Source organism: Corynebacterium sp. MSK012 (assembly GCF_030232435.1).
GTDB classification, from domain to species: Bacteria; Actinomycetota; Actinomycetes; order Mycobacteriales; family Mycobacteriaceae; genus Corynebacterium; species Corynebacterium jeikeium_D.
Genome location: NZ_JASPJU010000002.1, coordinates 164,798 through 187,870, shown reverse-complemented (window position 1 = coordinate 187,870; position 23,073 = coordinate 164,798). Strand labels below are relative to the sequence as shown.

The following is a 23,073-nucleotide window of genomic DNA, read 5'->3' as shown; positions in this document are numbered from 1 at the left end:
GCTATTTCTGCCGGCCTCAGTGTTGAGCCTCAAACGGGGGAGGGTAAGGCGCACCTTCATAAAGGCGTTAGGTAAACCTAACTAGTGGGGTGTACATTGCTTATATGCACAGCCTGAGATTCCTGACTTTCGATAATTCCCACCGCCATCTCGCAGGTGCTCGCAACACTCGCAACACTCGCCGTTCATTCAGCTCTGAATCATCCACGGTTGGAGAAGACGTGCGTCGACCGGTGGGGCGGGGTGCGCGCAGAGCTGCGACTGCGGTTTCGCTGTCCGGCGCCATGGTTCTTTCGGCGTTTGTGTCCCCGGCAATGGCTGAAACTGCGAAACCAATCGTGCCGGACAATTTTCCCAATGTGATTAATCCAGCGGAGAACTTCCAGCCGCAGGATTCACAGTATGTCGAATCCCCGGAAGTTACTGTCACTTTTGAAGACGGCACACCAGCTGAAGGTGCCACGGTTCATCGCGGCGATGTTCTTATTGTTCGCGGCAGTGGTTTCAATCCGTCGGCCAACCGTGGTGGTTACCCGCTTCCAATTCCTCCGGGTGTGCCCAATGGTGTTTACGTTCTCTACAGTGCGTTCCCAGACTCGTGGAAGCCAAGTGAAGGTGCTCCGTCTTCGGCGCGGAAGCATCCGCACGACAACATTGCCTGGGTCACGCCGGCTGGAACTCTCGAGGCGATACCGAACCAGGGCGTCGATATGCGGCGTTCTATCGCTCGTCAGGCTACTCCGATGACAGATGACGGCAGTTTTGAAGCCCGCATTGTTGTTGACCCGCCAGAGGCTCCAGCTGGTGATAACTGGGGCATTTACGTCTACCCGGCAGCCGGCTCGATTAATGCGGCCGAGGAAATCTATATTCCGTTGAATTATTCGGATGCTCCGGGCAAGAATGCTCCGGCTCCCTCGAGTGAGGATTTAGTAATTTCTGTATCTGCGCTGGAGAAGGTATTCGGCGCACTGGGTGGTGGCGTCACTGCCAAGAACGGTGCCCTAGAGCCTGAGGCCGGAGTCGTTTCATTCACCCGCGACAATGACAGCAGCGATGCCAAAGGGGAGAGCTACCGCGGAGAAGTTCACTTCACCGCGAAGTTCAGTCTGGTTCATGTGGTCGTCCGTAATCCGCGCATTGAGGACGGCCCGACCGGAAAGATTATTACGGCAGAGGTCTCGCAGGGCTACGATGTCGGCCCGGACGAGATGGAGCGTATGCCCATTGCCGCCGTGGTCGACAGCGATGGAGATCAGCTGATCACGACCATCGGCACTATTTCGCAGTTCCGGTAGTCCCTCCGACCATCACAGCCGCCAACTGTCGTCTACCTGGCACTTCGTTCAAAGTAAGCCGTCATACCTTGCGGGTTCCTGCGGGTTGTAACCACTGCTGTAGTGGAATCACTACATTAGATAGAGGCGCTTACCAGCGATGAGGAGGAACGTGGGACGGCATAGTCGGGCAGAAGGACCGGTGTCACAGGATGGGGCATCGTCACAGGTTGCGGAGCCGCAACGTGCTGTTGCGGAGTCTCCGTCGCGGGCCTCGCGAAAAATATGGGTTCGCAAACCCAATCAGGCCCCTGCGCTGACGCAATCGCCTGTGATGAGCTGGCCTCTTATGCTGGTCTCGCTGCTCGGTGGTCTTGCCTCGCTGCTGGCCTGGAATGGCCGCACCCAGCCGGACGATTGGGCGTCGCTCTGGGTGGGCGGGCTACTGATGGACAGGGGACTTGAGTCCCATCTCTATGATGCCGATCCAATCGATTTCACCGCCATGAGCGGAGAGGTCTGGCCACGCCTGGCGCAGGAAGTGTCTGCGCCATTTACGCATCCCTTTGTGCAAAACCCTTTGTTTGCAAAGGCTCTGGGAGCGATATCCCACGTCATGAGCTTTGAAACCTCGGTTGCTTGGTTGCTGTTTCTTTCCGGAATGGCCGTCGTGGTCCTGGTCGCAGCTTCCTACCACCTGTGGTTTCGGTCGACCATGCCCTGGGGCATCGCAGCGCTGGTTACCGCATGCGTATTCGCCCTGCCGACCACTCTCAATTCGTTCTGGATTGGTCAGACGACACCGCTGATTGTCGCGGGCGTCGCCTATGGTCTTGCTGCCTCGCGCACTCGTCCTTGGCTCGCGGGCATCGTCCTCGGCATTGTCGCATCCATTAAATTGACTCCGTATGCGCTCATCGCCGTGATGCTCTTTTTCGCTTATCGACGGCGCGCAGCCCTCTGGTCGCTGGCCACCACGGCGGTACTGGCGGTCTGGATGTTTATCCGCATTGACATACCGGTTATTTCGGACTGGATTGATCGAATCGACGACATTGGTGCGTCGGTCTTGGTCGGTGGTGCGAATCAGTCGTTGGCGTCGACTTTAGCCACAGATCTGGGCAATCCTGATTTATTAGTAACAGTGGTTCGTGATTATCCGAGTCACGTGAAAACGATTCCACTGTGTATTGCGCTTGGCGTGGTGTTGATGGTCACGGCAGTTGCGTGGTTGAACCCGGTCTACCGGTTTGAGGTTCTAATCACCGGCGCGTGGCTTATTGCAGCCACATTCTCATCGATTCTTTGGACCCACTACATGTTGATGCTGGTCACGCCTGTGTTCGGTTTGGCCGCCATGGCGCGGACCCGATTGACCAGACAGTGGCCGTATATCGGTATTGCGTTGCTAGTGGTCCTGCTGACGTTCCCTGTGACAAACCCGATTGCTGCTACGCCGTATACCGGCGGATTTGTGTACTCGGGGATTACTGCGATGCTCTTGACGCTGGCATTGATGCTCATTATTGGTGGCTGCCACGCGTTTGCGGTACATCGGTACGGCGATGGTGATGCAGGCGAGGTTGGAGCTGGATTGGGCAGTGAATTAGCTGCCGCGGAGACATTGAAATTTCCTCAGCCAGAGCCAATGGTCTTATTCGACTTGAGGAAGCGCTAGATTTAGCGGCTCAGCATAGAGACGATGTCACGGGCAGACATGTCGCTGTAAATCTCGTTTCGGGCGCTCTTAACCTGGTGTCCGAAGTGGACTGCGTTAGCGTCACTGCTGGTGTCGCGGGTAAGAGCCTCGCGCAGCGGCTGAGAGAAAAAGGCGCGCTTGGTAGTGAAAGAGCGGGGGAACAGGTTTTCAAGGCTCACGGTATAAACCCTTTCTGTGGTCGGAATCCGGTCGGGACTCCGGTTTGAGAGGTTCTGTATTCAAATGGTTTTCTTTGATGCGGTTGCCACTATATGTCTGAATATGCCCGATATCGAGTTAAAACGGGCAAAAGTGACTAAGTGGATACCGTTCCCAACATGAAAGCTGCATCACACTGTGGATCGGCTCAATGCTCGGTCACGGTCAGTTGTGGGCTCCAATACAATGAAATCCGGAATCAAATGTGAAGTAGGAGTTTGGTTATGGCTATTTCTTCGGCACCCACCCCTGAGTCCCCGGATTCAGCGGATACCTCGGAAGCGGCATCGCGCAGAGTTCCGGCGGCAGCGCTCAGTCACGTTGAGGATTTAATAGATTTTGTGGCTGCGTCGCCAAGCTCATTTCATGCGGCACAACAGGTCGTTGACCGTCTGAGTGCAGCCGGTGCCACGGTCATCGATGAGCACGAACAGTGGCCAAGTAAACCCGGTGCCTACGTCCTGCGTCGCGATGGCGCTGCCGTTGCTTGGATCGTCCCGGAGACGCCGGCTGCCGATTTCACCGGTTTCCGTATTGTGGGTTCCCACACGGATTCGCCCGGTTTTCGTGTGAAGCCCAACGCGCGCACCTCCGCCGCAGGCTATACGCAGGTCGCCGTTGAAGTCTACGGCGGCGCGTTGTTGGGAAGCTGGACCGACCGCGAAATTGAGTTCGCCGGTCGGGTAATTGATAAAAGCGGCAATGAGCACCTTGCTCGCACTGGCCCGGTTGCGCGTATTCCGCAGTTGGCTATCCACCTCAATCGTGCGGTTAACGAAGAGGGGTTGAAGCTCCACAAGCAGAATCACACTGCACCAATCATCGGACTGGATACTTTCGGCACCGATGTGTACCAGGTCATCGCCAATGCTGCGGGCCTGTCTATCGACGACATCGTCGCCTGGGACCTCATTTCCTTCGACACCCAGCAGCCGCGCACCTTCGGTGCTCACGATGAGTTCCTGGCTTCAGGTCGACTCGACAACCTGCTCAGCGTCCACTCCTCCCTGGTTGCCTTCGAGACCTTGCTCCGCCAAAACTGGAGCACGTCAACCACCATCCCCGTCATGGTCGCTTTCGACCACGAGGAAGTCGGGTCCGCCTCCACTACGGGCGCTGCAGGGCCACTGCTTGCCGACGTTCTGTCCCGCATCGCAGCGGCTACAGGCGCTGACCTGGAACGCACCCAGCAGCTCTACCGCGGTTCCATCTGTCTCTCGGCCGACGGCGCACACGGTGTGCACCCGAACTATGCAGGCGAACACGAGCCGGGGCACCAGCCGGAGCTCAATGCTGGCCCAGTGGTAAAGATCAATGCCAACCAGCGCTACGCCACCACGGCGGTTGGTCAGGCCGAGGTTGTCCGAATCGCAGCGGAAACCTCCAAGCGCATTGGCCAGGAAGTGCCGGTGCAGTATTTTGTATCTGCGAACCACAAGCCATGCGGCTCCACTATCGGCCCGATCACTGCAACGCGACTGGGTATCGACACCATCGATATCGGAGCTGCGATGGTCTCCATGCACTCGGCGCGTGAGATGTGCGGCACGATTGATCCATGGTGGTTGGCCGAACTCACCGTGGATTTCTGGGGTGCCGGACACTAGCAGCTCGCTGGCAGCGCTGAAGTCGTCTCTAGCAGTGGAGATGTTGGGGCGCTGTGGCCGTCGTGAAGCGAAAATGGGTGAGGGAATTTCCGTAGCTGCTCGTCGTGGAGCCTATTTTCTGTCATGCTATGAACCATGACTGATGCTAACGACACCCTGCCGTCGCACCGCCTTGAAGTACCTATCGAAGAGGCGGTGGCATGGCGTCGCCAACTGCACCAGAATCCGGAGCTGAGCTTCCGGGAGTACAGGACCTCGGACATGATTGAGGATTTGCTCAATCAGTGGGACATCCCGACGTACCGGTTGACCCCGACGTCCGTAATTGGCGTCATCGAGGGAACAGCGGGCGACCCCAGCACTGGCCGTGTGATTGGCTACCGCGCGGATATTGACGCCCTGCCGATTCAGGAGGAAACGGGACTGCCGTACGCCTCGCGCACGCCAGGTGTGATGCACGCCTGTGGGCATGATGTTCACACGGCGATGCTGCTGGGCACGGCGAAGGTGCTCTCTGGAATGCGCGATCAACTGCACGGCAAGGTGCTGTGCATCTTCCAGCACGCCGAAGAAATGCTGCCGGGCGGTGCTCGTGAGCTGGTCGACAAGGGTGCCGCCGATGACTTGGATGAGGTCTACGCCTTCCACGTCGCGCCGCATCCGGTAGGGCATGTGGGAATTTGCGCTGGGCGAGTGACAACCATGTCGGGCATCGTCTCCATCGCGATTCGTGGCCGTGGCGGACACTCTTCGAACCCGCAGCTGTCGATTGACCCGGTGCTCATCGCCAGCGAGGTGACTCTCATGCTGAACACGATTGTCTCCCGCGATGTGGATCCGAAGCACATGAATATCGTCAACGTCGGCTCACTGCATTCAGGTGAGGCCGGCAACGTGATTCCGGATACGGCCAACCTGGAAGTGTCCATCCGCTCGGTGGATGAGGCCGACTGGGAGATTGTCTGCCAGCGTATCGAGGCCGTCGTCAACGGCGTCTGCCAAGCTCACGGCGCACAGGCGACTTTCGACTGGCAGATTCCGTACCCGATGGTGGTCAACGCCGACATTGCAGTCAATCGTGCCTGGCATGCGGCGACGAAGGCAGTTGGCAACTCCAAGGTGTTCGCCGCCGATCCGTGGGCTCCTTCGGATGACTTCTCCTATTTTTCTCGTGAAGCGCCGGGCTGTTACATGTTCCTCGGCACCGGTGGCCCGGAAGCGGGTAATCCCTTCTTTCTCCACAATTCCAAGTTTAAAATTGTGGAGAGAGCCATGGTCAATGGTATGCGCACGGAAATCCAAATCGCGCTCGACGCACTGAACCCGTCGAAGAATCATCCGCCGGAGCGCCCTGCCACATCTCCGACCATGCCCGCAGCAGGTTCCGTGCCTCCACGGCCGCGGAAGGCAGGCCTTGGCACGCCACAGTCGCATGCGGGCCAGGCGCGGGCGTCGTCAAGCGAATCGGCGGGGGAGACCTCACCGAGTCCTGAGGCGGCGGCATCAGATAATTCCAATCAGCCTCAGGCACCTAGAGAGGATGCATAGGACAATGTCCACAACCCCCAACGCCCCTGATAAGATGCTCGCTGCCGCACCTGAGTGGTCGAAGTGGGCGATTGGATGGCACGTCTATCCACTGGGGTTTGTGGGAGCGCCCATCCGTGAGAAGGATCGAGGCGCCGCGCCGGTCAATCGAATTCGCAAACTGATTGACTGGCTTCCGTACGTCCAGGAGCTCGGGCTCAACGTGCTGCAGCTGGCGCCAGTATTCGAGTCGACTAGCCACGGCTACGATACCGAGGACTACTACCGCATTGACTCGCGCCTGGGTACCGAAGAGGACATGAAGGCTGTCATCGAAGCTGCCCATGAGCGTGGCATCAAAGTGCTTTTCGACGGCGTTTTCAACCACATCGGGGCAGAGGCACCCGCGTTGAAGACCGCGAAGGAAAACCCTGACTCTGAAGAAGCACAGCTCTTTGCGTTTACTCACTCAGATGGCGACATGACCGCGCCGGTGTTTGAGGGCCATGAGAGTTTGGTCGAATTCGATCACACCAGTGACGCGACTGTTGATTTTGTCGTCAACGTGATGAATTACTGGCTGGCGCGGGGGATTGATGGCTGGCGACTGGATGCGGCCTACGCAGTGGACCCACAGTTCTGGCACAAGGTTTTGCCGCGAGTGCGTGCTGAGCACCCGCACGCCTTTATCTACGGCGAGGTCATCCACGGTGACTATGCGGAGATTGTGTCGGTGTCCGGCATGGACTCGGTGACGGAGTACGAGCTGTGGAAAGCGACCTGGTCTGCGCTGAAGGAGGAAAACTTCTTCGAGTTGGACTGGACTCTGAAGCGCCATAACACCTTCGCGGAGTCTTTTGTGCCGGTGACGTTTGTGGGAAACCACGATGTTTCACGCATTGCGACGCAGGTAGGGGCCGACAAGGCCGTGCTGGCGGCGACGGTGCTGTTTACCGTGGCCGGTGTGCCGCTGGTCTACTACGGCGACGAACAGGGCTACACCGGTCTCAAAGAGGAACGCATCGGCGGTGACGACCAGATTCGTCCAGTGTTCCCGGATAGTCCGGAGGAACTCTCTACGCTTGGCGCGGATCTCTACCGCGCTTACCAGCAGCTCGTTGCGGTGCGACGCCGGTTCCCATGGTTGCACTCCGCTCGCGTGGAGACTGATGAATTGCGCAATGGTTTTCTTCGCTACCGCGTGACCGCAACCGACGCGGCGCTCGTGGACGATGCTGCCGAGGCCTTGGGCGAGACTGGAGCTTCCGGCGAGATGCCCTCGCTCGTTGTCGAGCTGAACCTGGAAAACGGCGCAACCAGCGCCGTGATCCGTGATGGTGACCACGTGGAATTTGAGTTTTCCTAGGCTCTCTTGGCGGCTCTAGGCTGCCCTCGGAGAACCAAAACCGCCCGGACACAATGTCCAGGCGGTAATTCTTTCGTGCCCCATCGATGAGTGGGCACAAGGGGTAGTGACTGCGTTTATGTTTGCTGGCTACCCCTGTTTTCGCAGATGCAGTGATTACATCTCTGCGGTCTCAGCAGGGGTCATCTCGTCGGAGGATGCCGGAGTGGTGGCCTTCTGCTCGAAGGTCTCCGACGGGTTGGCCTGGTCGCCGACCTTCACGTCCGAGTCAACCTGATTCGGGGGAGAGCAAGCGACCAGGGCTGCTGCGGCAATGGCGGATGCGGCGATAGCGCCGGCGATGCGGTTACGCATGGATGTGGCTCCTCTGTCGGAAAAACAATAGCTACAAGGGGCTAATAAACTTTTCTCACATTATCTTAAAGCAATATCTTAGAGGATTCTTAACGGCTTGCGGGAACCAAGGGGCCAATCGCCCCCGCGCCGATGCATAGGGTTGCCCCCGGAGTCGCCTTCTCCACATCGACATGGAGAGTATTTCCGCCACCGTTGAGGTACACATAGCGCGGTCGCAGATCGTTGTTCATCTTCACGACTGTGGAACCACCGCGGGTTTGCTCTTCAGTCTCGAAAGGATTGGGGAGCGACAGGCGCACGTCCATGTCCTCGGAGGCGGTGGCCGGGAACTCAAGCACCCAGTCACCGAGCTTGATGATGTTCTCCAACTTGATGTCCTCCGACGCAGTGCCGTCCTCGCCAACTGTGATGCGATGGCCACACTGCTCGACAGGGCCGTCAGTGACACGGGTGACCTCGGAGACCTTGGCGTCGATAAGCGAACCGTCTGTATTGAACATGCGCGGGTGACCGGTGACGCGCTCAAACGGCGGGCGATCGGAGACCGCATCAAACACCCGCGAGTACATGTTCATCGGAGCGGCGACGGGCACGAGAACTTCGAAGGGGACGGGCTGGTCGATGAGATTGTAGTCGATCGCCTTGTCGGGGCCAGCGGCATCGGCTTCCTCGCGCAGCGCGGACAGCGACGCCTTGGTGTTGCCGATCCACTCCATTGCGATGTCATCAGACCAGGCATTGCGGTAAGTGACCACGGAAATCGTGGAGGTGACAGCCAGCGCGATGCCCAGCGACCAAATCAGAATGTGCGTACGAGCCGGTAGCAGCGCTGGCGCCTCGTCCTTCGGTGGGAGTCCAGCCAGGGAGATCGCGACGCAGATTACGATCACGAGCGCGACATCAGAGTAGTAGTGCAAAGTGTGCGCCAGCACGCCAGAGGTGTTCTCTCCCGAGCGGAACAGGGTGATGGCGAACAAGGTGGTGAACATGTACGCCACCGATAGCGTCCACGGAGCCCAGCCACGGTAATCGCGGCCGATGAGGGTGGCGGACAGAATCAACAGGATAATGCCACCGAGAGTAATCAGCTGAGACGAAGCGGAGGCAAACGGCTGTCCCGGAGCCCAGCGTTCCCAGCTTGTTGGTCCGCCGATGATGCCGGCAAAAATCTGGCCGAGGCCGTTGAAGAACAGTTCGGGCTGCAGCTTGTCAGAAATGAAGCCGGTGGTTTCGGCGGGACCGAAGTAGTACCACAGTGCCCAGGCGCCGGTCAGCAGCATCGATGGGATCCAGATGACGAGGCCGCCGCGGAGAACCTGCAGGATATTTCTGCGCTCCATGTAAGCCAACGTGACGACAACCAGCATGGAGATCGGTGCGATAGCCAGGGACTTCTCAAAGAATCCCAGCGCCACTGCCAGCAGCACGAACAGGCCTACGGCTTCCCACGGGCGGGGGCCGAAGGAACGACGCATAGTGGTGCGAATGGCGACAATCATGAAGATCACGAATGCCAGGTGGAACGGCTGGGAATTGGCCGCGGCCGACCACCAGGTGTCGCCCGGAAGCATCAGCGGAGTCCAGGCGACGACCGTGATGAGGAAGAGCGATACCAGCGTACGGCCGGTGAGAAGCTCAAAGAGTTTAGCTGTGGCGTATGTCAGCACTACCGACATCACGGCCATGGTGATAGCCGGTAGCCACCAGTTCCACGGTGCGATGAGGTGATAGAGGCCTTGCACCAAGAAGGCCAGTGGTGCAAGGTGCCCGTCGTGATCCTGAAGCAGGTAGTCCTTGCTCAGCAGTGGGGTGTCGTAAAGATGGCCAACAATGATGAAGTCATCCCAGTAAAAACCATGGCTAGTCAGTACCAGAATGCGAGCGACAAGCTGTATCGCAATAACAACTCCGATGAGTGGCCACCATTGCTTCGCAGACAGGTCAAGTCGCTCGCCCCACGTCAATGTGGGCATGTAGTATGGGCGAGAACTCTCCTGCTCAGCGGTGTTGTCAGCACCAGGGTCCTCGGCAGTTTTCACTGCGGAATTCGCGGCTGTCCCCTCATCGCCGACTGGCGGCGTATGAGGGGTTTGGGCAGTTGGGGTATCTCCTGTAGATGACCGCTCGGCTTTAGTCATGGTTCCTTATGTTATCTAGGCCATCTGCTGGGCGCGGTAGGGTAGGCAAAAGTTAGTGCTTAGGGCGTGTCGACACAGGCTTCATACGCCGCTAATGAATACATCAATAATGTTTGAGCAATACCGCTCGAGTTAAAGAAAAATAGGAGCAAGTGGGATGACGCAATCGGCGAGTGCAGCGCGCGCTAACTTCTCGTGGCGCAATATTGACATCATCATTGCAGCTGTTATCGGCGTGGCCGTTGGCCTGATTTTTGTTATCTGGAACATCATCGGCGGTGCGGGCTATGAAGCAGTCAACGCGCTTACTCCTGGTCTTGGCGGTTTGGTCGCTGGTATGTGGTTCCTCGGTGGTCCGCTCGGCGCGTACATCATTCGCAAGCCGGGTGCAGCTATCTTCGTCGAGGTAATCGCGGCGACGGTTTCAGCACTGATCGGTAACCAGTGGGGTATCTCCACCCTGTACTCAGGTTTGGCGCAGGGGCTCGGTGCGGAGCTGGTGTTCCTCATTCTGGCGTATAAGAGCTACAACCTGGCCACCGTGGTTATCTCCGGTCTCATGGCAGGTGTCGGCGCATGGACTTTCGAGCTTTTCACTGGCAACCTGGCCAAGACTTTCGAATTCAACGTCATCTATCTGATCTCCACGGCGCTGTCGGGTGCCGTCCTCGCCGGTCTGCTGGCTTACTTCCTGGCTAAGGCACTGGCGGCAACTGGAGCGCTGGATCGTTTTGCCATCGGGCGAGAGCGGCACGACGACGTCTAGGAAAATCGATGACAGATGAGGCGTTGACGCGGGGGCCGTCGTCAAGCGGAAATGTCCCTGCGGTGAGCGCGCGGGGGTTCGGATATCGGCACGCGGGGCGCAAAGCTGCGGTACTGAACGACATCACGCTGGACATCGAGCGCGGTGAAAAGGTGCTGTTGCTCGGCGCGTCGGGGATGGGGAAGTCGACGCTGCTCGCCGCTATTGCTGGCGTGCTTGGCGACGACTCCGATGGCGAAGCCACCGGAAAGCTCCTGATTGAAGGTCGTACTCCTGCTTCCGCACGGGGCGCGGTGGGCTTGGTGCTGCAAGACCCTGACTCGCAGACGATTAGTGCTCGCGTTGGCGACGATGTCGCCTTTGGTGCGGAAAACCTGGGCGTTGCCCCGGCTGAGATTGGCAACCGAGTGCGCGCCAGCCTGGATTTGGTGGGGCTGGATTTGCCGCTGGATCATCCCACGCACAGGCTTTCGGGTGGGCAGAAGCAGCGCCTCGCATTGGCAGGTGTGCTGGCAATGGGCGCACGGGTCATTTGTTTGGACGAGCCGACGGCCAACATCGACCCGGCCGGTGTGCCGGTACTACGCGATGCTGCGATTACCGCGGCGGAGAGGACCGGTGCGGCACTGATTGTGGTCGAGCATCGAGTGGATGCGTGGGTCGATGTGGTCGACCGCATCATCGTGCTGGGCCGCGGAGGTGTGATTGCCGATGGTGCACCGCATCGGGTCTTGGAAGACTACGGGCAGGCTCTGACGGATGCTGGGGTGTGGATTCCGGGTGCTCCGCCCGCGCTGCCGGACGCGCGTTCAGTTGCCTGCGACCAGGACGGGCACCCTAGCGGTGACATCGCGATCGAAACCCGCGAGCTGGACATCGGCTATGGCGCGAAGAAGTCGTGGTTCAGGGGTAGCGAAACTGTTGAGCCGATTGCTCGCGATGTGTCAGTTTCTATCCCGTCAGAAGCTTCCACCTGCATCGTTGGTCACAACGGCAGCGGGAAGTCCACGTTAGCGCTGACGCTCGGCGGCCTGCTTGAGCCGATGGCGGGCACGGTCCAAGTGGCCGGCAGCGGTAGTGCGCCGTGGAAATGGCCGTCGAAGAAGTTGGCTACTCGGATTGGCACGGTCTTCCAAGACCCCGAGCACCAATTCGTCACCGGCACAGTGCTGGAAGAGTTGCAGCTTGGACCGAAGCTTGTCGGTGTCAACGCTGATAAGCGCATCGAGGAATTACTTGAGCGGCTGCGGCTAACGGCCCTGACCAAGGCGAATCCGTTCTCGCTCTCCGGCGGTGAGAAGCGACGCCTGTCGGTGGCGACCATGCTGGCGACAGCGCCGGATATTGTGCTTCTCGACGAACCGACCTTCGGCCAAGACCGTCGGACATTCACCGAGCTGCTCACTTTGCTTCGCCAGCTTGCAGACGACGGCCGAACTGTTATTTCGATTACCCACGATCCGTTGGTGGTCCAAGCGATGGGGGACTACGTCGTTGACATGGATATGTTTCATCCGGAGTGGCCAGGCCCTGCGGCGCCGGGACAGCGTGGTTCAGGGGAGCAGGCCGGTCCGAGCAGCAATAGCGGTTCGCGCGGCCAGGGCGAAGCAGGAGGGAAACCGTGACTGAAGTCGGTTCCGCCGGTACGGCTGAAGGTACGCAGAGCGCCATTTCGAGTAAGCAGCCTTTCCTCGCGACGGTCAACCCGGTGGCGAGAGTACTGGGCCTATTCTTGCTCACCACACCGCTGCTGATTTCCATCGACTGGGTCTCCGCAGTGGTTGCGCTTGTCTGCACGCTTTTCTTGGTGCCGCTGTCGGGTTTGGGTTTTCGTCGTTTTCTAGGACGCAGCCTGCCACTTCTTATTGCCGCGCCCATCTCAGGAATCTCGATGGCGCTCTACGGTAACCCGGAGGGCAAAGAGTATTTCTCCTTTCTGCTTGCGCATGTGACGGATAATTCCATTTCCCTGGCCATCGCGATCATGTTGCGTGTGCTGGCTATCGGTACTCCAGTTATCGTGCTGACAGCCAATATCGACCCCACCGATCTGGGCAATGGGCTGGCGCAGATTCTCAAGCTGCCCAGCCGGTTTGTGCTGGCAACGGTGGCGAGTCTGCGACTCGTCGGCCTATTCATCAGCGATTGGCAGGCGCTGACCCGAGCCCGTCGCGCACGCGGTTTGGGTGACCACGGCGCAATCCGCCGCACTATTTCTCAGGTGTTCGCTCTGCTGGTGTTTGCGCTGCGCCGCGGCACCAAACTGGCTACAGCCATGGAAGCCCGCGGCTTTGGCACACCGATTAAGCGTACGTGGTGGCACACCTCGACATTGGCCACGCGTGACTATGCCACCATGGCCGCCTGCCTTGCCATCGCCGTCGCAGCAATCGGTATTTCCGTGTGGGCCGGGGAGTTCCGCTTCCTGGGCGTAGCGTAGCAAAGGCGTTTCAATCACGATGATTCTGCTTATCGACGGCCGTTCCGGCAGTGGCAAAACCACCTTTTCGGCAAAGTTGCACAGTATCCTCGGTTGGCCAGTTATCCACTTGGAGGATGTATATCCGGGCTGGTCCGGTCTGCAGAAAGCATCGGCCGCAGTTGCGGAGACCATTTTGAACCCCGCTCTACCGGCCGATGAGCGCGGGTATCGCCGTTGGGACTGGTACGCCAGTGAATTCGCCGAGTGGGTCCCCACGCCACCGGACTCCTCGCTCATCGTTGAAGGCTGTGGCGCTGTCACTGAAGCTAACCTTGCCGCTGCCCGCGCCATCGGCGACGGCAACGCCTGGGGAGTCTGGGTAGAGCTGGACACGCAGACTCGATTTGCCCGTGCCATGGCTCGCGACGACCACTTCGAGGAACACTGGGACATGTGGGCCGAGCAGGAATCCCAGCATATGGCGAAGCACAATCCGCAACAGCTCGTCGACTGGACCATCAACGTCCCAGAACAGTTAACGTGGAAGCTCTGATGAGAAAAACACTCGCGTGCCTCGGTGCAGGCTTCGGTTCCATGCTCCTCGTCGGCGGACTACGCGTCGCCGCTAATTCGGAGCTACGCCCACCACGCCTGCCCAATCGCAGACCTCCGCGGTGGGTTCTTCCCACAGTAGGTGCCGCGTGGACACTGGCCAGCTACCGCGCCTACTACGCTCGCGCATCGCATCGCTTGACGACGCCCCTGCTCGCCGGCCTCGCAGTACCAGGAGCCGCAGCGATCGTTTTCGAGGCCGTTCGTCTTCGATGTGCAGCCAAAAAACCAACTCTGCCGCCACACACCGTGGTTGTGCTGGGATGCGGATTGAAGAACAATCGGCCCTCGGCCCTGCTGGCCAGAAGATTACAGCGAGCAGTCTCAGCGTGTGATGAGCGAACCGAGCGAATCATCTGCTCCGGTGGGGTCGGCAGTGAAGCGGTGACAGATGCCACCTGCTCCGAAGCGGACGCCATGGTGGAGTGGTTGGAGGCGAACGCTGGGGACGTCGTAAAGCGTGGCGACATCGAGTTGATCCCCGAGGACCAATCGACGAATACGTCGGAAAACATTGACTATGCGTGCGAATTGATGCGCGGCATGGACGGTGCGTTGAGCGCTGGAACGGTTGTTGTGACCAGTGATTTTCATGCGCCACGGGTAGCGAAGCTCATGCGCGAACGGGGGCTGGAATCCTGGTGTGTCGTCGGGGCCTATACGCCGTTGAGGTACTGGGCGACATCGCTGCTGCGGGAATTCCTCGCGCAGTTTATTCTGTGGGCGCCGAGCGGCAACGCGAGAATTTTACGAATTTCGCGGGTAGCGCGAAGCGTTAGCCACTAGTATCGAACGAAGATAAATACGTCGTGCGGTGATAGTGCTGCGTAGAAATGCGTAGAGCGCGATATCGAACACGACATCGGAATCATTAAATCGGGAGGAACACCCACATGGCTTTGACCCCAGGATTCGACCTGTTCCAGCTGCCAGAGGAGCACCAGGAGCTCCGCGCCGTTATCCGTGATCTGGCGGAGAAGCAGATTGCTCCGTACGCAGCGGACGTCGATGAGAACGAGCGTTTCCCGGAGGAGGCCCTGAAGGCTCTCAACGAGGCCGGCTTCAACGCCGTCCACGTGCCGGAGCAGTTCGGTGGCCAGGGTGCGGACTCGGTTGCGGCCTGCATTGTCATTGAGGAAGTTGCTCGTGTCTGTGGCTCGGCTTCTCTTATCCCGGCTGTGAACAAGCTGGGCACCATGGGCTTGATCCTCAAGGGCTCCGACGAGCTGAAGAGCAAGGTCCTGCCGGACATCGCCAACGGTGAAATGGCTTCCTACGCACTGACTGAGCGTGAGGCCGGTTCGGATGCCGGTTCCATGAAGACCCGCGCGGTCCGTGAGGGCGATGAGTGGGTCCTCAACGGCTCCAAGTGCTTCATCACTAACGGTGGCCGCTCCACCTGGTACACCGTCATGGCTGTCACCGACCCGGAGAAGGGTGCCAACGGCATCTCTGCATTCATGGTCCACAAGGACGACGAGGGTTTCCGCGTCGGTGGCCTGGAGCACAAGCTGGGTATCAAGGGTTCCCCGACCGCGGAGCTGTACTTCGAAAACTGCCGCATCCCGGCTGACCGCATCATCGGCGAAGAGGGCACCGGTTTCAAGACTGCCCTGGAGACCCTGGACCACACCCGCCCGACTATTGGTGCACAGGCACTGGGCATCGCGCAGGGTGCTTACGACTACGCCGTTGGTTACGTGCAGGAGCGTCAGCAGTTCGGCAAGCCGATTGCTGCTTTCCAGAACACCCAGTTCATGCTGGCTGACATGCGTATGAAGATTGACGCTGCTCGTCTCATGGTCTACACCGCAGCCGCTAACGCTGAGCGTGGCACCGCTGAGGGCGGCGCTCGCCTGGGTCTGATGGCCGCAAACGCCAAGACCTTCGCCTCTGACGTTGCTATGCAGGTCACCACCGATGCCGTGCAGCTGCTCGGCGGTTACGGCTTCACCCGTGACTTCCCGGTTGAGCGCATGATGCGTGACGCCAAGATCACCCAGATCTACGAGGGCACCAACCAGATTTGCCGCATGGTCGCAGGTCGCCAGATTCTCGCAGACGCACAGAAGCGCTAATCACCAGCGTAAACGCTAAGCCCTCGCTACCAAGGCGGGGGCTTTTTCATGCCACCGCATCACTCAGGATTTGTCGCTTAACCCCAATGCGAGTTACTGACTGCATTTATGACCAGCGGCGGTGGGGCGATGCGAGTTACTGACTGCGTTTATGACAGAAATGGCCCGAAAAACGGCTTCAAAGTGTCATAAACTCATACAGTTTCACATTTGCAGCCCGTAAGTTTTTGGGTTAAGTAGCAAGAAGCATGTCCGGTCGGCGTGCGCCGGGGCCTACTTGTTCGCTTAACCCCCGGTTTTTTCGGCCGTCCCGCACGAGTCCCGCACGAGTCCCGCACGAGTCCGGCACTACACCATCCACCAGCTCGCCTGCAGCCGCACGCATCAGCCTCGCTAATCACACCCTCATTTCGCCAACCAAGCACAGGCAGCTACAACGATTGCTTCTGCGCCCCGGTCAAGAGTGGGTTGGAGGTCAGGGGCAAAAGCTGGGTTGTGGTTGCCAACAGCGCTGCTCTCATCCGCGAAGCCGCCGAGCCCCCAGTACGTATATGGCACGCCAAGCGCATCGGGGATGATTGAGAAATCTTCAGAGGCGGGCACTGCGTCCAAGTCGGAGACTTCATCACCGAAGTACGCGTCGAATGCCTCGCGCACAGTATTCGTGGCATCCCCGTCATTATTCGTGAGGGGATAGCGGTCGTAGTAAGTGAACTGCGGGTCTTGAGGGCTGCGGGCAGCAACGCACTCTGCTCGTACAATGCGCTCGATTGCCTCTTTGAGGTGTTCGGTCACGGCGCTGTTGTAGGCACGAGTGTTGATGAGCAGCTCTGCGGAGTCAGGGATGATGTTGGACTTAGTTCCCGCCTGAATCGCGCCAACGGTCACCACTGCGGTCTCGGTGGCTGCTACCTCACGCGAGACAATCGTCTGAAGACGCATCACAATGGTGGATGCCAAGACAACGGGATCGACACTGAGCTCCGGCATGGATCCATGGGAGCCATTACCGTACACAGTGACTTTGACCGAGAATGCAGAGGAGAGAACTGGCCCGCGGCGAGTGCCCACATAGCCGCCGGGCAAGCTAGCTAGTACGTGTTGACCGAGATAAACATCGGGACGCGGAATAGCCTTCTCCAGATCTGCCGCCAGCATTGCGCGTGCACCTTCGGCGGTTTCTTCAGCGGGTTGGAAAATACCGATGAATGTGCCAGACCACTGATCAAGGTTTTCGTTGAAAGCCTGCAGCGCTGTGAGCAAAGACATCAGGTGGAAGTCGTGCCCACAAGCGTGGGCGACGGGGACCTCTGTGCCGGTCTTTTCATCAATCTGCGTTGCTGTGGAGGCGTAGTCTTTGCCGGAAGTCTCCTTCACCGGTAGCGCATCAATGTCTGCGCGCATAGCTACAATCGGCCCGGCACCGTTCTCAATAATGGCAACGATGCCGGTGTCTCCGATGCGATGTGTGGAAATACCTGAAGCTTCGAGCTCCTGAATAATCCGGTCTGCAGTGCTGTGCTCCTGCATGGAAAGCTCAGGGTGCTGGTGGAAATATTTGTACAGTTCCTCGCGCTGGGACTGGGTGGACGCGAGACCATTCAGAATCTTTCTGGCGCTCTCAGTATTAGTGCGCATACCTAAAATGTACGCCGACCTAAAGCGGACGGTGGAGGCCCTGGAAGGCATCCCCGTCCCGCCCCAAACCTCTAAGAGCTGCCTACGTCGTCACAAAGAACTTCTGGTTACGCTCGCCGCGGTAGGACTGGGCGGTTGCAGTTGCGGCGATGATAGAGGCAACGATCAGCAGGCCAGCTGTAATCAAACCGAGCACCGACGAGTCTCCGGAGCGTACCTGGGAAATCGTTCCGACCAGCGTCATTGATGCATTAATGACAAAAACTGCCGCCGCCACGGACAGCACCGTGCGCGCTGCAGTCGATCCTTCAAGGAGTTTGCCGGCAAGCCACCAGCACGCAATCGCCGTTGCCGTCTGCGCGATAATCGCGAACGCGAAGCTCACGGCCAAGCTGGTCTGCGCAGCAGAAACCTCGATGTTGTTGGCCTTTGCCGCTTCCGTAACAGTCGCGTCCCATTTCAATAGGGAACTGACCACGGTGAGGATTAGCGCTGGGACGTAAACATATACCGCGAGCCGCCACCACCTAAAGGACTGCGCCGCATGGAAAGGAACGTCTTTAGCCGAATTGACTGCCATAATTCCATACTCTAAACCACGCTGTCGCGGCGCGAAACGTCACTGCTAGGTTGAACTTATCGCTTGCCGACGAGCAGATAACCGGCAACCACCACAAAAGCTAACTTTTATACAGCGCTGGTGCGGTGCGGGTCGGTGAAGTCGACACCTTGGGTTTCCCACACGCGACGCAGTTCGTCAACGCCCTTAGCGCGAGCAAGGGCAAATTCGTTGGTCGTGGCGGGGACCGGCTGGAAGATTGTGACTTCGGTTTCCTCTATCGCGACCGGCGGGATTTCTGCCTTGAGCAGCACAAAACCGGTGAAGCGCGACTGATCCCACAGTGGCTGGCCGAAGTCGATTAGTGCCCCCTCGGTGAGGATGAGGCCTTCGATGCTTGGGGAAGCGGCAAGAATACCCAGCGGGCGGATGACTTCGTCCAGTCCACCACGAATAGGCAAGATGAGCTCGGCGCGCGGGCCAGAGTTGGTGTCCACCACCATTGCGGACGGATCCTGCATCGCCTCGGCACTGCAGCCGAGTGTTGCATAGGTGACAATCCGGTCTGTGTCAGGTCCGAAGCGCAGCATCTTCAGTGGCGCAGAGCCAAGGAAGGTCAGCTGGGCTTCGCCGGGTTTGGACTCTTCAAAGTAGGAGGTAAATGCTGCTCGGACGGCTTTGATGATCGCATTGCTATCAGGGCCGGCGGGAGGAATGGGGCCGGTTAAGTTATCGAACACGGGCGGTACTCCTTGTTGAGGTGGTCATTTTAGGTTGCGGGCGAAAGCTCAACAGCATCAGCCCACGTCGCATCGAGGTTCAAAGTCTGCATCCACGTATCAATGTTGTCACCGTGTGCAGCGATTGCGGCGCGTGCAGTCAGCGTGGTCTCGATAGCGAATTCGGTGAGTTCATCGCTAATCAGCCCTTGAGTGTGGGCCGCGACGAGCTCGTCGACATCTTCAACGCGAATCTGTGTGGTCGCATCGACAGGTAGGGGAGCTATGGCCTCAGGATCGGTCGGTGCCTGCAGGATGTCGAGATACAAATCGGTCATACGCCAGCACTGCGGATCAGTCCGGTCGATGCTGACAATATCGACGTAGCGTTGGTGTTCCACCTTCACGCCCGGGCGGAAGTGATAAATGCTGATGCGCAACCCCTCGTCGGCAAGCAGGAATGACTCAAGATATCCAAACTTTGGATGATCCATCCCACGGCGCATATAAAGGCGGCTGGGAGTGAGAGTTCGGAACTCGTCGACATTGCGCCGAAAGCCCTTGGGGTCGGTGTTGACCATTTCACGTAGGTCAAAGGTCTCGACTTTCGGAGGATGTGTGTCCTGACTCGAGCGAATTGGGGAGAGTGCAGGAGCTGCCGCGGTCGAAGCCGAAGTGGCCGGTGAAGTGGACATGCGAATACCTTAACGTGTAGGGGTTGCCTTTTTGGGCATAGAAAAGCCCTTTCTGCATACGTGATGCAAAAAGGGCTAGGGGAGAACTAGAAAAACTTAGTTCAGGCCGACCGGGAAGACACCGGCGGTCGGAGTGTAGCTGCAGTTGGTCGGACCAGGCTCTTCCTGAGTGGTGATACCGCCCTGCATGACAGCGATGACCACGCCCTTGCCCGTGTCAGCGGTGCCGTTGACAGCGCCCGGGCCCTCCTCGGCGTTGATGCCGTTGTTCTCCAGGGTGGTCTTGCCGTACTTGCCGTTAGCAACGTTGACCCAGTAGACATTCATCTCTGTGTCCTGCTGCTTAGCCAGCTGCTTGGTGCCCAGGCCAGTGAAAATGAAGCCAAGCTGGTTTTCTGGAACACCTGGCAGAGGCAGGTCTGCCGGGCCCGGAACGGTAGTGGCCAGGCCGAAGGAACGACCTTCGCCGCCGATGCACTTGTCGGCAACAGTAGGCAGCAGGAACTGGTTGGTCTTCGGGGCACCTTCCGGAACCTTGAAGCCCGGCTCGCCCTCGCCCTCACCAGTCAGGAAGTCAATTCCCTTGTTCAGTGCGCTGGAAATTTCCTCAGGAACGCCTGGGGAGTTAATGATGTCGCGCGCGTTGCCGTAGAGATTCGGCGAAGCGATGTTCAGGGAGTCCAGCGACGGGGAAGCAGAAGCGGCGGGAGTCATGCCCGCAGTGAGAATTGCAGCTGCACCCAAGGTCGCTGCGGCACGGCGCAGGAAGGAGCGTCCAGTCGAAACCACGGTGAAGAACCTCTCATTCGTGGGCTATTGGAGTCGGAATCAAAATTTCGGAATCGTTGCTCATCTTAGAACGACTCCAACGTGAAATGGAAAGATTTGAAAAAGAAATGTTCAGAATCTTCTCAGGAGATTAACGCACGGATTCCCGTGTGTCGCAAGTTAATTAGAGTGATTTTTGATGTAGAACGAGATGATTGTGAAAATTGTGACGTCATGTATGCCTGTGGTGTTAATGGTGTTTCGCAGCGCGTAAGCGGGTGAAGTCAAGTCTCATCCCGTGGGGTTACAACTATGGCATTTGGTCACATGTGTCACATGGCGGGCTGAGAGATTGCCGTCGTGAAGCGTTGTGGCGCTGGCGGATATGCCGTTATGACTGTCGGTAAAGCGGGGGTGCAGTAAGGGGGTAATTTATCCCTAAGGGTGGCGCGGCAGTGCCACTTTGCATGACGGATAGGTGCTCGGGGTTGCGAGAATCTCTGCCAGATGTGCAGGGGCATTAAGAAGGAGTACACTGTAGAACGCTTTATTACGCGTTGATGCGGGGCGTTAAAGGCAGTCGTAAAGACAGTCCTTTAGAGCAAGGCCGTATCTTTTTCTTTTAGTCCTCTTAGCTTGTTAGGAGCTATCCGCCTGTGAGCGATACCGAGTTCCGTAATGTCGCCATTGTCGCACACGTCGACCATGGCAAGACCACTCTCGTGAACGCCATGCTGGAGCAGTCCGGCGTTTTCAGCGACCACGAAGAAGTTGCAGACCGAGTGATGGACTCTGGTGACCTTGAAAAGGAAAAGGGCATCACCATCTTGGCGAAGAACACCGCTATTCGCCGAAAAGGTGAGGGCAAGAACGGCGAAGACCTCATCATCAACGTCATTGACACCCCTGGTCACGCCGACTTTGGTGGCGAGGTGGAGCGCGCACTGTCCATGGTTGACGGTGTCGTGCTGCTGATCGACTCCTCTGAAGGTCCGCTGCCGCAGACCCGCTTCGTCCTGGGCAAGGCGCTTGCTGCCTGCATGCCGGTGATTATCGTGGTCAATAAGACTGACCGCCCAGATGCACGTATCGACGAGGTTGTCGAGGAAGCACAGGATCTGCTGCTCGAGCTAGCCTCCACCCTGGAAGACCCGGAAGCTGCTGAGGTCGCTGAGCGCAACCTTGAGCTGCCGGTTCTCTATGCCTCTGGTCGTGCCGGTAAGGCTTCTACCGAGAACCCGGGTAACGGCAACTTGCCGGAGTCTGAGAACCTGCAGCCGCTGTTCGACGTCATCACCGAGGTGCTCCCGGAGCCGTCCGCTGAGATTGATGCCCCGCTGCAGGCGCAGGTTACCAACCTGGACTCCAGCTCCTTCCTCGGTCGAATTGGTCTGATTCGTATCCATAAGGGCCGTATCCGCAAGGGACAGCAGATTTCGTGGATTCATTACGACTCCGAGGGCAATGAGCATGTCAAGAATGCGAAGGTCGCGGAGCTGCTGCGTACCGTCGGCGTGACCCGCGTACCTGCTGAAGAGGCCATTGCTGGTGACATCGCCGCTATCTCCGGTATCGACGAGGTCATGATCGGTGACTCTCTCTGTGATGCCGAGCATCCGGACCCGCTGCCGCGCATCCTGGTCGATGAGCCGGCTATTTCTATGACGATCGGCGTGAACACCTCGCCACTGGCAGGCCAGGGTGGTGGCGATAAGCTGACCGCTCGTATGGTCAAGGCCCGCCTGGACCAGGAGTTGATTGGTAACGTCTCGCTGCGCGTGCTGCCGACCGAGCGCCCGGATGCCTGGGAGGTGCAGGGCCGTGGTGAAATGGCGCTGTCCGTTCTGGTTGAAACTATGCGTCGTGAGGGCTTTGAGCTGACCGTCGGTAAGCCGCAGGTTGTTACCAAGACCGTCGACGGCAAGGTTCAGGAGCCGTACGAGCACCTGACCATCGATGTTCCAGAAGAGCACCTGGGCGCTGTCACTCAGCTGATGGCGGCTCGTAAGGGGCGCATGGAGCAGATGGGTAACCAGGGCACCGGTTGGGTGCGCATGGAGTTCCTCATTCCGTCCCGCGGTCTGATTGGCTTCCGCACTACTTTCATGACGGAGACCAAGGGCACCGGTATCGCCAATCACTACTCGGCCGGTTACGGCGAGTGGGCAGGCGAGATTAAGGATCGTCCGACAGGATCGTTGGTCGCTGACCGTACTGGCCAGATCACCGCTTACGCGCTGATTCAGCTTTCTGACCGCGGTACCTTCTTCGTCGAGCCGGGTGACCAGGCTTACGAGGGCATGGTCGTTGGCCAGAATCCGCGTGATGAGGACATGGACATCAACATCACCAAGGAAAAGAAGCTGACGAATATGCGCGCAGCCTCGGCTGATGCGACCGTGACTCTGGAGAAGGCGCACAAGCTTTCCCTCGATGAGGCTATGGAGTTCTGTGGCGCTGACGAGTGTGTTGAGGTCACTCCGGAGGGTATCCGCGTACGCAAGCAGATCCTCAGCGCCACCGATCGCGCTCGCGCTCGTTCCCGCGCAAAGGCCATGAATAAGAAGTAATTCGGGTTGCTAGGGGACTGGGCCACCTGAAAACCAGTCTCGGGGTAACTGACTCG

At 58.5% G+C, this 23,073-nt stretch carries 20 protein-coding genes; 12 read left to right on the top strand and 8 right to left on the bottom strand.

Features of this window, described 5'->3' with window-relative positions:
* Positions 1 to 104: 104 nt before the first annotated feature.
* Together QP977_RS02045 and QP977_RS02040 are read left to right on the top strand one after the other, a co-directional pair.
* Complete coding sequence (locus tag QP977_RS02045) at positions 105 to 1,298, top strand: HtaA protein (protein WP_284847089.1); 1,194 nt, start codon at positions 105 to 107, stop codon at positions 1,296 to 1,298.
* A 313-nt stretch (positions 1,299 to 1,611) separates the two neighbouring features.
* Positions 1,612 to 2,955 carry a glycosyltransferase family 87 protein gene (locus QP977_RS02040; protein WP_246819315.1) on the top strand — a complete coding sequence of 448 codons (1,344 nt, stop codon included), beginning with the start codon at positions 1,612 to 1,614 and terminating at the stop codon, positions 2,953 to 2,955.
* A gap of 2 nt (positions 2,956 to 2,957) precedes the next feature.
* Here the strand turns inward: QP977_RS02040 and QP977_RS02035 are convergent, their stop codons facing one another.
* Complete coding sequence (locus QP977_RS02035; RefSeq protein WP_048732933.1) at positions 2,958 to 3,155, bottom strand: hypothetical protein; 198 nt, start codon at positions 3,153 to 3,155, stop codon at positions 2,958 to 2,960.
* A gap of 264 nt (positions 3,156 to 3,419) precedes the next feature.
* On the opposite strand from QP977_RS02035, the gene QP977_RS02030 reads away from it, so the two are divergent.
* The 3 genes from QP977_RS02030 to QP977_RS02020 all read left to right on the top strand — a co-directional run bounded on the left by QP977_RS02030 (position 3,420) and on the right by QP977_RS02020 (position 7,695).
* The gene (locus QP977_RS02030; protein ID WP_048732931.1) at positions 3,420 to 4,802 is read left to right on the top strand and encodes a M18 family aminopeptidase; all 1,383 of its coding nucleotides are present in this window, start codon (positions 3,420 to 3,422) and stop codon (positions 4,800 to 4,802) included.
* A gap of 135 nt (positions 4,803 to 4,937) precedes the next feature.
* Positions 4,938 to 6,350, top strand: a complete 1,413-nt coding sequence (locus QP977_RS02025; protein ID WP_048732929.1) for a M20 metallopeptidase family protein — start codon at positions 4,938 to 4,940, stop codon at positions 6,348 to 6,350.
* Positions 6,351 to 6,354: 4 nt separating this feature from the next.
* A complete protein-coding gene (locus QP977_RS02020; RefSeq protein WP_070652987.1) occupies positions 6,355 to 7,695 on the top strand; it encodes an alpha-amylase family protein in 1,341 nt (446 codons plus the stop codon).
* Between the two features lie 156 nt (positions 7,696 to 7,851).
* On the opposite strand, the gene QP977_RS02015 is transcribed toward QP977_RS02020, so the two are convergent.
* Positions 7,852 to 8,049: a hypothetical protein gene (locus QP977_RS02015; protein WP_049172707.1), complete on the bottom strand. Its 198-nt coding sequence runs from the start codon at positions 8,047 to 8,049 to the stop codon at positions 7,852 to 7,854.
* A gap of 89 nt (positions 8,050 to 8,138) precedes the next feature.
* Complete coding sequence (locus QP977_RS02010; RefSeq protein ID WP_070549486.1) at positions 8,139 to 10,190, bottom strand: DUF2339 domain-containing protein; 2,052 nt, start codon at positions 10,188 to 10,190, stop codon at positions 8,139 to 8,141.
* A gap of 157 nt (positions 10,191 to 10,347) precedes the next feature.
* Here QP977_RS02010 and QP977_RS02005 point away from each other — a divergent pair, with 157 nt between their 5' ends.
* The 6 genes from QP977_RS02005 (at position 10,348) to QP977_RS01980 (ending at position 16,068) form a co-directional block, all read left to right on the top strand.
* Positions 10,348 to 10,956, top strand: coding sequence for an ECF transporter S component (locus tag QP977_RS02005; RefSeq protein ID WP_049189346.1), 609 nt, complete (start codon positions 10,348 to 10,350; stop codon positions 10,954 to 10,956).
* Positions 10,957 to 10,964: 8 nt separating this feature from the next.
* A complete protein-coding gene (locus tag QP977_RS02000) occupies positions 10,965 to 12,581 on the top strand; it encodes an ABC transporter ATP-binding protein (protein WP_284847088.1) in 1,617 nt (538 codons plus the stop codon).
* A 44-nt stretch (positions 12,582 to 12,625) separates the two neighbouring features.
* Positions 12,626 to 13,396 (top strand): energy-coupling factor transporter transmembrane component T family protein, encoded by a 771-nt coding sequence (locus QP977_RS01995; RefSeq protein ID WP_284847107.1) that lies wholly within the window; start codon positions 12,626 to 12,628, stop codon positions 13,394 to 13,396.
* Between the two features lie 19 nt (positions 13,397 to 13,415).
* On the top strand, positions 13,416 to 13,931 hold the full coding sequence (locus QP977_RS01990) for a nucleoside/nucleotide kinase family protein (protein WP_049193649.1): 516 nt from the start codon (positions 13,416 to 13,418) through the stop codon (positions 13,929 to 13,931).
* Positions 13,931 to 14,776, top strand: a complete 846-nt coding sequence (locus QP977_RS01985) for a YdcF family protein (protein WP_070429526.1) — start codon at positions 13,931 to 13,933, stop codon at positions 14,774 to 14,776. Before QP977_RS01990 ends, QP977_RS01985 begins: the two co-directional genes overlap by 1 nt.
* A 107-nt stretch (positions 14,777 to 14,883) precedes the next feature.
* Positions 14,884 to 16,068 (top strand): acyl-CoA dehydrogenase family protein, encoded by a 1,185-nt coding sequence (locus QP977_RS01980; RefSeq protein WP_016422383.1) that lies wholly within the window; start codon positions 14,884 to 14,886, stop codon positions 16,066 to 16,068.
* Between the two features lie 405 nt (positions 16,069 to 16,473).
* Here QP977_RS01980 and QP977_RS01975 read toward each other — a convergent pair whose 3' ends face one another.
* From QP977_RS01975 to QP977_RS01955, 5 genes are all read right to left on the bottom strand, one after another.
* Complete coding sequence (locus QP977_RS01975) at positions 16,474 to 17,706, bottom strand: amidohydrolase (RefSeq protein WP_284847087.1); 1,233 nt, start codon at positions 17,704 to 17,706, stop codon at positions 16,474 to 16,476.
* Between the two features lie 82 nt (positions 17,707 to 17,788).
* The gene (locus QP977_RS01970) at positions 17,789 to 18,286 is read right to left on the bottom strand and encodes a hypothetical protein (RefSeq protein WP_069358859.1); all 498 of its coding nucleotides are present in this window, start codon (positions 18,284 to 18,286) and stop codon (positions 17,789 to 17,791) included.
* A 107-nt stretch (positions 18,287 to 18,393) separates the two neighbouring features.
* Positions 18,394 to 19,005, bottom strand: a complete 612-nt coding sequence (locus tag QP977_RS01965; RefSeq protein WP_069358858.1) for a suppressor of fused domain protein — start codon at positions 19,003 to 19,005, stop codon at positions 18,394 to 18,396.
* Between the two features lie 29 nt (positions 19,006 to 19,034).
* On the bottom strand, positions 19,035 to 19,679 hold the full coding sequence (locus tag QP977_RS01960) for a ribonuclease FAU-1 family protein (protein WP_069358857.1): 645 nt from the start codon (positions 19,677 to 19,679) through the stop codon (positions 19,035 to 19,037).
* Positions 19,680 to 19,775: 96 nt separating this feature from the next.
* A complete protein-coding gene (locus tag QP977_RS01955) occupies positions 19,776 to 20,468 on the bottom strand; it encodes an Rv1157c family protein (RefSeq protein ID WP_016422388.1) in 693 nt (230 codons plus the stop codon).
* Positions 20,469 to 21,103: 635 nt separating this feature from the next.
* On the opposite strand from QP977_RS01955, the gene typA reads away from it, so the two are divergent.
* Positions 21,104 to 23,017 (top strand): translational GTPase TypA, encoded by a 1,914-nt coding sequence (typA, locus tag QP977_RS01950; protein ID WP_016422389.1) that lies wholly within the window; start codon positions 21,104 to 21,106, stop codon positions 23,015 to 23,017.
* Positions 23,018 to 23,073 lie beyond the last annotated feature (56 nt).